General features: G+C 75.8%; 9 protein-coding genes. 6 read left to right on the top strand and 3 right to left on the bottom strand.

Features of this window, described 5'->3' with window-relative positions; translation table 11 throughout:
• Nucleotides 1–8 precede the first annotated feature (8 nt).
• Nucleotides 9–1757, bottom strand: coding sequence for a cell division protein PerM (locus tag CSPHI_RS12320; protein ID WP_075691352.1), 1749 nt, complete (start codon nt 1755–1757; stop codon nt 9–11).
• 324 nt (nt 1758–2081) lie between these two features.
• On the opposite strand from CSPHI_RS12320, the gene CSPHI_RS12315 reads away from it, so the two are divergent.
• Nucleotides 2082–2840, top strand: coding sequence for a M23 family metallopeptidase (locus tag CSPHI_RS12315; RefSeq protein WP_075691351.1), 759 nt, complete (start codon nt 2082–2084; stop codon nt 2838–2840).
• A 100-nt stretch (nt 2841–2940) separates the two neighbouring features.
• Nucleotides 2941–3453: a hotdog fold domain-containing protein gene (locus CSPHI_RS02465; protein ID WP_075691350.1), complete on the top strand. Its 513-nt coding sequence runs from the start codon at nt 2941–2943 to the stop codon at nt 3451–3453.
• On the opposite strand, the gene CSPHI_RS02460 is transcribed toward CSPHI_RS02465, so the two are convergent.
• A complete protein-coding gene (locus CSPHI_RS02460; protein WP_084210194.1) occupies nt 3450–5795 on the bottom strand; it encodes a UvrD-helicase domain-containing protein in 2346 nt (781 codons plus the stop codon). The genes CSPHI_RS02465 and CSPHI_RS02460 overlap by 4 nt on opposite strands.
• Before the next feature lie 87 nt (nt 5796–5882).
• Here CSPHI_RS02460 and CSPHI_RS02455 point away from each other — a divergent pair, with 87 nt between their 5' ends.
• A complete protein-coding gene (locus CSPHI_RS02455) occupies nt 5883–6200 on the top strand; it encodes a chorismate mutase (RefSeq protein WP_075691349.1) in 318 nt (105 codons plus the stop codon).
• Nucleotides 6197–7504 (top strand): MFS transporter, encoded by a 1308-nt coding sequence (locus tag CSPHI_RS02450; RefSeq protein ID WP_075691348.1) that lies wholly within the window; start codon nt 6197–6199, stop codon nt 7502–7504. The genes CSPHI_RS02455 and CSPHI_RS02450 overlap by 4 nt, the downstream gene beginning before the upstream one ends.
• Here CSPHI_RS02450 and CSPHI_RS02445 read toward each other — a convergent pair.
• On the bottom strand, nt 7501–8979 hold the full coding sequence (locus CSPHI_RS02445; RefSeq protein WP_075691347.1) for an NAD-dependent succinate-semialdehyde dehydrogenase: 1479 nt from the start codon (nt 8977–8979) through the stop codon (nt 7501–7503). The genes CSPHI_RS02450 and CSPHI_RS02445 overlap by 4 nt on opposite strands.
• A 119-nt stretch (nt 8980–9098) precedes the next feature.
• Between CSPHI_RS02445 and pgi the strand changes: the two genes are divergently transcribed.
• Both pgi and CSPHI_RS02435 read left to right on the top strand, forming a co-directional pair.
• Nucleotides 9099–10736, top strand: a complete 1638-nt coding sequence (pgi, locus tag CSPHI_RS02440; RefSeq protein ID WP_075691346.1) for a glucose-6-phosphate isomerase — start codon at nt 9099–9101, stop codon at nt 10734–10736.
• Between the two features lie 76 nt (nt 10737–10812).
• Nucleotides 10813–12054, top strand: a complete 1242-nt coding sequence (locus CSPHI_RS02435) for an MFS transporter (RefSeq protein ID WP_245803330.1) — start codon at nt 10813–10815, stop codon at nt 12052–12054.
• The last annotated feature ends 21 nt before the right edge of the window (nt 12055–12075 follow it).

Here is a 12075-nt window from a genome sequence, read left to right as displayed (position 1 = left end):
CCCGCCGCTCACCGCCGCGCCGGGCCCGAGGGGTCCTCCCCCGCCGCCGGGTCCGGGCCCTCCGCGGGCTCCGCGACCTCCCCGGCGTCGCCGTCCCCGGCCGCATCCGGCGCCCCGGCGCCGGCCTCGTCCCGGTCCTCCCCGTCCGCGGGCTCCGGTCCCGCCACGGGCGCCGCGGCCTCCCCGGCGGCACCGGCATCGGCCTCCCCGGCCTCCCCGGCCCCGGCCTCGTCCTCCCCGTCCCCGGCGGATTCCTCCGCCCCGGGCCCCGCATCCGGGTCCGCGCCGGCATCGGCATCGGCGGCGGGCTCGGCGCCCCGGTCCCCGGCCTCGTCCGCATCCCCGGCGGCGTCCACGGCCGCCCCGTCGGCACCGTCCCGGTCCACCGCCGGATCCCCGGCGTCCTCACCGGCCCCCTCCCCGGGGGTCCCGGCGTCCGCATCGGCCCCGTCGGCGTCGTCGTCCGCGGCGGCCGGCGCCGATCCGCCGGGGCGCGCCGGCGGCCAGCCGGATTCGGCGAGCACCACCACGGCCGCGGGCAGCGCCACCCAGGCGGAGACCAGGATCCCGGTCATCCCGGGCACCGCCCCGGAATGGCCGTACTGGCCGAGGATGCCGCCGGTGAGCCAGGCCAGCGCGGCGGCGCCGAGCCCGGCCGCGGCGGCGGCCCCGACGGCCACCGGGTAGGGCGCCTCCGGGCGCTCCCGGCGCAGCATCCGGCGGGTGCGCCAGACCACCACCGCCGGCACCACGGCCAGCAGGAGCGGCGCCGCCGGGTGCGCGGACTGGGGCATCGCCGCCAGCGGGGGCAGCGGCGGCAGGCTGCCCGGGATCACCGCGAACAGCCCGGCTTCGGCGACGCCGACGGTGGCGGGCGCCCCGACCAGCACGGCCAACCCGCCGACCGCGATATTGGGCAGGTAGGCCGCCGACAGCGCGGTCAGGCCCGCGATCTCCCCGGCGCCGGCGGTGATCCGGTAGGCCTCGGCGACGGCCCCGTGGTGCCAGGCCATGGCGGCGAGCGCGGCGAGCGCGCCGGCGGCCCACAGCCAGCGGAGCAGATCGGCGGCCAGGCGCAGCGAGGCCACCGGCCACTCCGGCAGGGCTCGCCGGCGCAACAGGGCGGTGAGCAGCCCGGGGCCCAGCCCGAGGGCCAGGGCGAGCAGGCGCAGCAGCAGCGCCCCGGCCAGGGCGTGGATCAGGTTCGGCGGGGCCACCGGGAGCACCTTGGCGGCGTCGAAGAGCATCAGCCAGGCCACCGCGGTCAGCGCCGCCGGGACGCCCAGGGCGACCGCGGCGAGCACCCGGATGTCGCGCACCGACACCGGCCCCGCGACCTCCCGGCGGATCCGCCAGGCCGCGAGGGCGACCAGGGCCATCCCGGGCAGCGCGGGCACCAGGCCGAGCACCGCGTCGTCGAGGACCACCGGGGCCATCATGAGCAGCATCCACAGGGTGGCCACGGTCGCCGGCAGCGGGGTGACCCCGGCGTCGGCGACGGTGACCCCGATGAGCGCGATGGTGGCGATCAGCAGCACCGCCACCCCGTCCACGGCGGCGATGGTCAGGCCGAAGCGGCGCAGCCGGCCTGCCGGCGTCGGCGCGGCCGGGGCGGGCCGGGGATCCCCGGCCGGCGGGGCGGAGGCCCGGGCCGCGGGGGCGGGCCGGGTCCCGCGGGCGCGTCCGCGGCCGCGGCGGCGGGCGCCCTCCGGTTCCGCGGCCCGGCCGCCGGGTCCCCTACGCGCCCTCTCGCCCACCTGGTGGCCCCCTTTCCCGGAAGTCAACGGCCCGCCGGCGCCGGTTGCGCCGGCCGTCTTCCCGGCAAGGGTATACGAGGCGCGGCCGCCCCCGAACGGGGCGCGCGGGAGGATCCCCCAAGTCACACCAGCCCCACCGGCCACGCCGGTTACGCGCATATCGCACCGGCGGCCGCGGCGTTACATCGATCCGCGGAAACGGGTTGCCCCCGGGTAATCCGTTCGTTATCGTGGCTTGCCGTAGATAACGACGCGATTACGACCCGCCCGCCGGGCCGGTTGCGCCGGCCCCCGTCCCCCCTTCCCCCAGCAGCGAGGTGTTCAGTGCGAAACAGCGTGCGCAGCCGCGGCGGCGCCCACCGCAAGCGGACCCGATCCACCGTCGGACGCATCGCGCTCGCCACCGCCGCCTCCGCGGCGGTCAGCACCGCGACCGCCGGCGCGGCTGCGGCGCAGCCCGCCGAGGACGCCGAGATCCGCGCCGACGACGCCGCCCGCGAGGACGCCGCCGCCGCGCCGGCCGGCGCCGACGCCGAGGCGCGCATCCTGGCCGGCCCGCACCCCGGGGCCGGGGCGGACACCCCCACCGTGGTCTCCGTGCGGGACCACCGGCCCGCCGTGGATCTCGCCGCGCAGCTGGCCACCGCCCTGCAGTACAACTACGAGCGGGTGCAGCGCGATCTCGCCGAGCGCGCCCCGCTGTTCTCCCGCCCCACCGAGGGCGTGCTCACCTCCGGCTTCGGCGGCCGGTGGGGCGCCATGCACAACGGCATCGACATCGCCAACGTGATGAACACCCCGATCATGTCCGTGCTGCCCGGCGAGGTCATCGACGCCGGCCCCGCCCAGGGCTTCGGCCAGTGGGTGCGGGTGCTGCACGACGACGGGGCGATCTCCGTCTACGGGCACATCGAGTCCATCTACGTCACCGTCGGCGAGCGGGTGCAGGCCGGCCAGGTCATCGCCGGGATGGGCAACCGGGGCTTCTCCACCGGCACCCACCTGCACTTCGAGATCCACCCCGACGGGGTCACCCCGGTGGATCCGCTGGCCTGGCTCGCCGCCTACGGGATCATCTACTAGGCCCGCGCCCGGCCCCGGCCACCCCCGTGGCCACCCCCGCCGCCCCCGGCTCGGCCGGGTCCGCCCCCGGCATCGCCGCGGGGCGGTTAGCTTTCACCCCATGACCGACGTGAACCAGCCGCCGCCCACCCGGACCCTGGCGCTGTGGCGCCGCCTCTCCCGGGTGCCGCTCATCGGCACCCGGCTCTTCTCCGCCGGGATCTGCCTGGCCGCCCCCTACTTCGGCTCCGTGCTGCCCCATGTGCTGGAGATGGCCCCGGGCCGCGCGGTGGTGCGCGCCCCGAAATGGTGGGGGGTGCGCAACCACATCGGCACCTTCCACGCGATCGCCGGCTGCAATGTCGCCGAGACCGCGATGGGCATGCTCTGCGAGGCCTCCGTGCCGGCCACCCACCGCTGGGTGCCCAAGGCCATGGACGTGCGCTACGTGACCATCTCCCGCGGCGGGCTCACCGGCACCGCCACCGCGGAGCTGCCCGACTTCGCCGGGATCACCGCCGGCACCGGCGGGGTGGACCTGCCGGTGACCATCGAATTGCGCGATGCGGAGGGCACCGTGGTGCAGGAGGTGGTGATCACCTGCTGGGTGACCGCCCGGCGGACGGGGGCCTAGAGCTTCTCCATCGGCAGCCCGCCGAGCAGCATCAGCCGCACCTTGCCCGCGGAGCCGAAGTCGATGGTCGCGGTCTCCCGGGGGCCCGCCCCGTCCACGGAGAGCACCGTGCCCAGGCCGTACTTGTCGTGCACCACCCGGTCCCCGGCGGCCAGCTGCAGCTCCCGGTTGCGCGCCGTCCCGCCGGAGCGGCCGGCGCCCCGGCGGGCGGCGCCGCCGCGGCCGAAGGCCGCGCCCGGGGCGGCGGCGCCGAAACCGCCCCCGGTGGATTCGTCGGTCCACTCCACCAGCTCCTCCGGGATCTCGCCGAGGAAGCGCGAGGGCGGGTTGGACTGCGGGGCGCCCCAGGCCGAGCGGGTGCGCGCCCGGGTGAGGTGCAGCATCCGGCGGGCCCGGGTGATCCCGACATAGGCCAGCCGGCGCTCCTCGGCGAGCTCCCCCGGGTCGCCCAGGGCGCGCAGATGCGGGAACTGGCCGTCCTCCCAGCCGGTGACGAACACCACCGGGAACTCCAGGCCCTTGGCGGTGTGCAGGGTCATCAGGGTGACCACCCCCCGGTCGTCATCGGGGATCTGGTCGGCGTCGGCGACCAGGGAGACCCGCTCCAGGAAGGCCTCCGGGCTGCCCGGCTCCGGCTCGCCCTCCCCGGCGGCCGGCGCGTCCTCGCCGAGGGCGGCGGCCAGCTCCGCCTCCGCGGCGAACTCCCGGGCCACCGAGACCAGCTCGTTGAGGTTGTCCAGCCGGGTGGCGTCCTGGGGATCCGAGGAGGCCTCCAGCTCGGCGCGGTAGCCGGTGGCCTCCAGGATCGCCGGCACCAGCTCCCCGACGTCCCCGCCGCCGACCTCGGCGATTGTCCCCAGCAGCCCCAGGAAGCGCCCGATCGCGGCGCGGCCGCGGGCCGGCACCATCGGCACCCGATCCTCGGCGGCGTCGCGCAGCGCCGCGCCGAAGGAGATCCCCGCGTCCTCGGCGTGCAGCGCCACCGCGGCGACCGCCTTGTCCCCGATCCCGCGCCGCGGCACGTTGATGATCCGGCGCATCGCCACATCGTCGTCCGGGTTCACCAGCACCCGCAGGTAGGCGACGATGTCGCGCACCTCCCGGCGCTCGTAGAAGCGGGTCCCGCCGACCACCGTGTAGGGCAGGCCCAGGCGCAGGAAGACGTCCTCCAGGGCGCGGGAGGCGTTGTTGGTGCGGTAGAACACCGCCACATCGGAGTAGCGGAACCGCCCCGACTCGACCAGCTCGTCGATCCGGTTGGCGATCCAGCGCGCCTCGTCATGCTCGTTGTCGCCGACGAAGCCGCGGATCGGCTCACCCTCCCCGAGATCCGACCAGAGCCGCTTCTCCCGGCGGCCCTCGTTGCGCGCGATCACCCGGTTCGCCGCGGAGAGGATGGTCTGCGTGGAGCGGTAGTTCTGCTCCAGCAGGATCGTCTCCGCCTCCGGGTAGTCCTGCTCGAACTCCTCGATATTGCGGATGGTCGCCCCGCGGAAGGCGTAGATGGACTGGTCCGAATCGCCCACCACGCACAGTTCGCTGGCCCCGGCGCCGGTGCCGACCAGGGCGGACACCAGCGCGTACTGGGCGTGGTTGGTGTCCTGGTACTCGTCGACCAGGACATGCCGGAAGCGGCGCCGGTAGTACTCGGCGACCTGCGGGTGCTCCCGGAAGATGCGCACCGTCTCCCCGATCAGATCGTCGAAGTCCACCGCGTTGGCCGCGCGCAGCCGGCGGGAGTACTCCGCGTACACCCGGGCGACCACCTCGTCGAAGGGGTTGCGGGTGGCCTCCGCCTCGGCCGCCGCCCGCTCGGCGTCCACCAGCTCGTTCTTCAGGTTGGAGATCCGGTTGGCCAGCACCCGGCCGGTGAAGCGGCGGGTGTCCAGGTCCATGTCCCGGGCGATCATGGACAGCAGCCGGCGGGAGTCGTCGGCGTCGTAGATGGAGAAGTTGGAGTTCAGCCCCGGCACCAGGGCGTGCTGCATGCGCAGGATCCGCACGCAGGTGGCGTGGAAGGTGGCCACCCACATCCGGCCCGCCTCCGGGCCGACCAGGGCGGCGACCCGCTCCCGCATCTCCGCGGCCGCCTTGTTGGTGAAGGTGATCGCCAGGATCTGCCCCGGGTGCACCCCGCCGGCGATGAGATGCGCGATCCGCCGGGTGAGCACGGCGGTCTTGCCGGAGCCCGCCCCGGCGACGATGAGCAGCGGGGAGCCGCGGTGCAGCACCGCGGCGCGCTGCTGCGGGTTCAGCCCGGCCAGCAGGTCACCGGGGTCGCCGAAGGCGTCGGGGGTGCGGGGGCGGTCGTCTCCGGCGGGTGCGGGTGCTGCATGATCCATGATGGCCGCCAGCCTAGCGGGGCCCCGGACGCCCGGCGCGCCCCCGGCCCGCCCGCGCCGCGGCGGCGACTCGGGCATGATGGGCCCATGAACGAGGACACCGGCCACGTCATCGACGCCTTCGAGGTGCGCACCCCCACCGGCACCGACGATCCGCTGAGCTCGGAGGAGATCGAGCGCTACCGGGCGGAGATCAACCGCCTGGACGCGATCATCATCGACGCGGCCCGGCGGCGGGCGGAGGTCTCCCGGGCGGTGGGCCGGACCCGGATGGGCTCCGGGGGCACCCGCCTGGTGCACACCCGGGAGGTGCAGATCATCAACCAGTTCCGCGATGAGCTGGGCGCGGAGGGCCCGGCGATCGCCTCGGCGCTGCTCCGGATGGGCCGGGGGCGGCTGGGATGAGCGCCGCGCCGCCGCGGGGCCGGGTCGCCGCCTGGGCCGCCTGGGACTGGGGTTCGGCGGCGTTCAACGCGGTCATCGTCACCTTCATCTACTCCGTCTACCTCGTCGACGGGGTCGGCGCGGAGGTGCCGGGGGCCTCGGCGAAGTACTCCTGGGCGATGGGCGCCGCGGGCCTGGCGATCGCCGCCCTGGCCCCGGTCACCGGCCGGCGGGCGGATCTGCTGGGCCGGCGGCGGGCCTCGCTGGGCGCCTGGACCCTGGCCACGGTGGCGCTGATGGCGGCGCTGGCCGTGGTGCGCCCGGAGGCGGGCTGGTTCTGGCCGGGGGTGGGCCTGCTCGCGGTGGCCACGGTGACCTTCCAGTTCGCGGAGGTGTCCTATTTCGCGATGCTCAAGCAGGTCTCCACCCCGGCCACGGTGGGCCGGGTGTCCGGGATCGGCTGGGCGGCCGGCTACGTCGGCGGGATCGTGCTGCTGCTGGGCTGCTACCTCGGCTTCATCGCCGGGGAGGGCCCGGCCCGGGGGCTGCTCGGGGTGCCCGCCGCCGATGGCTGGAGCGTCCGGCTGGTGGCCCTGGTCGCCGCCGGCTGGTTCCTGCTCGCCGCGCTGCCCGCGATGACCCGGGTGCCGGAGATCGAGCCCGCCCCGGACGCCGCCGCCGCGCCCCGGCCGGGCCCGGCGGCGCTGGCCGCGGCCTACCGCGGGATCGCCGCGGAACTGCGCGGGCTGTGGCGCGAGGACCGCCGGCTGGTGCGCTTCCTGATCGCCTCCGCGGTGTTCCGGGACGGCCTCGCCGGGGTGTTCACCTTCGGCGCCATCCTGGCGGTGCGGGTCTACGGCATCGACGCCGCGGACGTGCTGCTGTTCGGGGTGGCCGCGAACGTGGTCGCCGCCGTCGGGTCGGTGGCCGCCGGCGTCGCCGACGACCGGCTGGGCCCGCGGCCGGTGATCCTGGGCTCCCTGGGCGCGATGTGCCTGGTCTCGGTGGGGCTGCTGGCCGCCTCCGGCCCGGTCGCCTTCTGGGTGCTGGGCCTGGCGCTCTGCCTCTTCGTCGGCCCCGCCCAGGCGGCGTCGCGCTCCTACCTCACCCGGCTCACCCCGGCGGGCCGGGAGGGCCAGATGTTCGGGCTCTACGCCACCGTGGGCCGGGCGGTGAGCTGGCTGACCCCGCTGGCCTTCGGCGCCTTCGTCGCGGTCTTCCACGCCGACCGGGCCGGGGTGGCCGGGATCCTGCTGGTGCTGGCGGCCGGGATGGCGCTGATGGCCCGGGTGCCCAACGTCACCGCCGCCGGGGCCGCGGGCTAACCCTCCAGGGAGATGAGCTTGGTCTCCAGGAACTCGTCGATCCCGGTGGGCCCGCCCTCCCGGCCCAGCCCGGACTGCTTCACCCCGCCGAAGGGGGCGGAGGCGTCGGAGAGCCCGCCCTTGTTCACCGCCACCATGCCCGCCTCGATCCGCTCCGCGGCGTCCAGGGCGGTGCCCAGGTTCTCGCTGAACAGGTAGGCGGCCAGGCCGAAGGCGGTGTCGTTGGCCATCGCGATCGCCTCGTCGACCTCCCGGAAGGAGCGCACCGCGACCACGGGGCCGAAGATCTCCTCGGCGACGATGTCGGCGTCGGCCGGCACCCGGTCGAGCACCGTGGCGGGCACGAAGTAGCCGCCGGCGGACTCCCCGGACACCCCGCCGCAGCGCAGCCGGGCGCCCCGGTCGACGGCGTCGGCGACCAGCCGGTCCACGGTGTCGCGCTGCTCGGCCAGGGCCAGCGGGCCCAGGTCGGTGTCCGGATCGGTGCCCGGGCCCACGGTGAGCTCGCCGAACATGGCGGCCACCCGCTCGGCGAACTCCCCGGCGAGGGACTCGTGCACGATGAACCGGTTCGGGGCGATGCACACCTGGCCGCCGTTGCGCAGTTTGGCGCCCTTGACCGCGGCGACCGCCTTGTCCAGGTCCGCGTCCGCGAAGACCACGAAGGGGGCGTTGCCGCCGAGCTCCAGGGAGACCTTCATCGAGGACCCGGCCGCCCTCGCGGCGAGCATCTGGCCGACCTCGGTGGAGCCGGTGAAGGTGAACTTGCGCAGCCGGGGGTCGTCCAGCAGCGCGGAGACGTCGCCGGCGTGGGCCGCGGGCAGCACCGAGAGCACCCCGGCGGGCACCCCGGCCTCGTCGAGCAGCCCCGCCAGGTGCAGCATGGTCAGCGGGGTCTTCGAGGCGGGTTTGACGATGATCGGGCAGCCGGCGGCCAGGGCGGGGGCGATTTTTCGGGTGCCCATCGCGAGCGGGAAGTTCCACGGGGTGATCGCCAGCGCCGGGCCCACCGGCTGGCGCAGCACCGCCAGCCGGGAGGATCCGTCCGGGGAGCGCCGGTAGTCGCCGGTGATCCGCACCGCCTCCTCGGCGAACCAGCGGAAGAACTCGGCGCCGTAGGCGACCTCGGCGGCGGAGTCCGGCAGCGCCCGGCCCATCTCCAGGGACTGCAGGGCGGTGAGCTTCGCCGCGTCGCGGCGGATCAGCCCGAAGGCGCGGCGCAGGATCTCGGAGCGCTCCCGCGGGGGCGTCGCCGCCCAGTCCGCCTGGGCGGCCACCGCGGCGTCGAGGGCGGCGCGGGCGTCGGCCTCGCCCGCCGAGGCGACCTCGGTGAGCACCTCGTCGGTGGCCGGGTCGCGCACCGCCAGGGTGGCGCCGTCGGCGGCGTCGCGGAAGCGGCCGCCGAGGTACAGGCCGCGGGGCACGCCGTCGAGGATCTCGTCATGGGTCATCCGGGGCATCGTGGTGTCGCTCATGCACCCCAGTGTGGCCCCGCATCCGCCGGCTGTCCACGCCCGCCCCGCCGCGGCGGCGGGGCGGCGGCGACGCCGTTACCCTGGGGGTGGACCAACCGCCCACGTACCCGGGAGCACGCATGACCTTCGACATCACCACCACCGACGCCTGGGCCGCCCTGGCCGGGCGGGCCGAGGAGATCCGGGGCACCACCCTGCGCGAGCTCTTCGCCGCGGACCCGGATCGCGCCGGCCGGCTCACCCTGGACGCCGCCGGGCTGCACGCGGACCTCTCCAAGAACCTCGTCGACGGCGACACCCTCGCCGCCCTACTCGAGCTGGCCCGCGCCGCCGACGTCGCCGGCGCCCGGGACGCGATGTTCGCCGGGGAGCGGATCAACTCCACCGAGGACCGCTCGGTGCTGCACACCGCGCTGCGGCTGCCGGTGACCGCGGAGCTCACCGTGGCCGGGCAGGACGTCGCCGCCGACGTGCACGAGGTGCTCGGCCGGATGCGCGACTTCGCCCGGGCGCTGCGCTCCGGGGAGTGGCTGGGGCACACCGGGCACACCATCAAGACGGTGGTGAACATCGGCATCGGCGGCTCCGATCTGGGCCCGGCGATGGTCACCCGGGCGCTACGCACCTACGTCACCGCCGGGATCGAGGCCCGCTTCGTCTCCAACGTGGACCCCTCCGATCTGCAGTCCGTGCTCGACGAGGTCGACCCCGAGTCCACCCTGTTCATCATCGCCTCGAAGACCTTCACCACCCAGGAGACCCTGGCCAACGCGCATGCCGCCCGGCGCTGGCTGGTGGACCGGCTCGGCGATGAGGCGGCGGTGGCCAAGCACTTCGTGGCGGTGTCCACCAACGCGGAGCAGGTCGCCGAGTTCGGCATCGACCCGGCGAACATGTTCGGCTTCTGGGACTGGGTGGGCGGCCGCTACTCGGTGGACTCGGCGATCGGGCTGTCCATCATGGCCGCGGTGGGCCCGCAGGACTTCATGCGCCTGCTGGAGGGCTTCCACGCCATGGACGAGCATTTCCGCACCGCCCCGGCGGAGCGCAACCTGCCGCTGCTGATGGGCCTGCTCGGCGTCTGGTACGCCGACTTCCTCGGCGCCCAGTCCCATGCGGTGCTGCCCTACAGCCAGGACCTGGCCCGCTTCCCCGCCTACCTGCAGCAGCTCACCATGGAGTCCAACGGCAAGTCGGTGCGCCGCGACGGCGCGGCGGTGACCTGCGACACCGGGGAGATCTACTGGGGCGAGCCGGGCACCAACGGCCAGCACGCCTTCTTCCAGCTGCTGCACCAGGGCACCCGGCTGGTGCCCGCGGACTTCATCGGCTTCGCCCGGCCCCGCCAGGATCTGCCCACCGCCGACGGCACCGACTCCATGCACGATCTGCTGATGGCGAACTTCCTCGCCCAGACCAAGGTGCTCGCCTTCGGCAAGACGGCCGAGGAGATCCGCGCCGAGGGGGTGGCCGAGGAGCTGGTCGCGCACAAGGTGATGCCCGGCAACCGGCCCACCACCACGATCCTCGCCGAGGAGCTCACCCCGGCCGCGCTGGGCGCGCTCATCGCCCTCTACGAGCACATCACCTTCGTGCAGGGCGTGATCTGGGGGATCAACTCCTTCGACCAGTGGGGCGTGGAGCTGGGCAAGAAGCAGGCCGGGGATCTGCTGCCGGCGGTCACCGGGGCCGCCGCGGCCGATTCCGGGGACGCCTCCACCGACGCGCTGCTCGGCTGGTACCGGGCGAACCGCTGAGCCCGCGCCGCCGGCCGCCGGCCGGCGGCGCAACCCCCGCGCGCACCCGGTGGTGAGCCGACGTTACCGTGGTCCGGTGACGAAGAGGAGAATCCGCCTGCTGGCCTTCGCCGGCATCGTGCTCACCGCCCTGAACATGCGCGCGGCGGTCACCGGGCTGCCCCCGCTGATCGGCCGGATGGCCCCCGACCTGGGCCTGTCCCCCGGGTTCGTCGGCGCCCTGGGCATGCTGCCCACGGCCATGTTCGCCGCCAGCGCCTTCGCCACCCCGCCGCTGCTGCGCCGGCTGCGGCTGCCGCACGCCCTGTTCGCGATGATGGCCGCCACCGCCGCCGGGCAGCTGCTGCGGGTCGCCGGCCCCTCCACCGCGGCGCTGGTGGCCGGCTCCCTGGTGGCCCTGTTCGCGATCGGGGTGACCAACACGGTGGCCCCGCTGGCGGTGCGCGCCTACTTCCCGGAGGCGGTGCCGCGGATGTCCACCGCCTACATGCTGGCCATGCAGACCGGGATGATGGCCGCCCCGCTGGCCGCGGAGCCGATCGCCGCCGCCGCCGGCAGCTGGCGGGTGTCCCTGGCCTCCTGGGCGCTGCTCGCCCTCGCCGCGGCGCTGCCCTGGATCCCGTTGCTGCGCGCCGGCGCGGACTCCATCGCCGCCGCCGGCCGGGATGGCCGGGCGCCCGCGGCGGCGCGCGCGGCCGCCGGCGCCGCGGACCAGGTGCCGGAGCACCGCTCCCCGGTGGGCCTGGGCCTGCTGGCCATGTTCGGCTGCACCAGCCTGTCCACCTACGCGCTGATGATGTTCATCCCCCGGGTGATCGAGTCGGCGGGGATGTCCGCGGCCACCGGCGGGGCGATGCTGTCCTGGTGGTCGGCGCTCGGTGCGCTCATCGCGGTGCTGGGCCCCTGGGCGCTGGGCCGGCTGCGCGATCCCTACCCGCTGCTCGCCGGATTCCTGCTCGTCTACTGCATCGGCAACGCGGGGCTGTTCCTGGCCCCGGCGGCCGCGCCCTGGCTGTGGGTGACCCTGTCCGGGCTGGGCCCGATCTCCTTCCCGATGGCGCTGACCCTGATCAACCTGCGGGCGCGCACCGCCGCCGGGGCGCGGGCGCTGTCCGCCTTCGCCCAGGGCGGCGGCTACACCCTGGCCTGCGCCGGGCCGCTGCTCACCGGGATGCTGCATGAGGCCACCGCCGGCTGGGCGGCGCCGCTGGTGCTGCTGCTGGCGGCCACCGCGGTGGTCGCCGTCGGCGGCCGCGCGGCCACCCGGGAGCGGTTCGTGGAGGACACCCTGCCCGCCGCCGGGCCGCGCCGGGGCTAGCGCCCCCGGAATACGCCGGCG

The organism is Corynebacterium sphenisci DSM 44792, from assembly GCF_001941505.1.
Taxonomy (GTDB): domain Bacteria; phylum Actinomycetota; class Actinomycetes; order Mycobacteriales; family Mycobacteriaceae; genus Corynebacterium; species Corynebacterium sphenisci.
The sequence above is the reverse complement of the archived record's forward strand: the minus strand, read 5'-3'. Positions and strand labels throughout refer to the sequence as shown.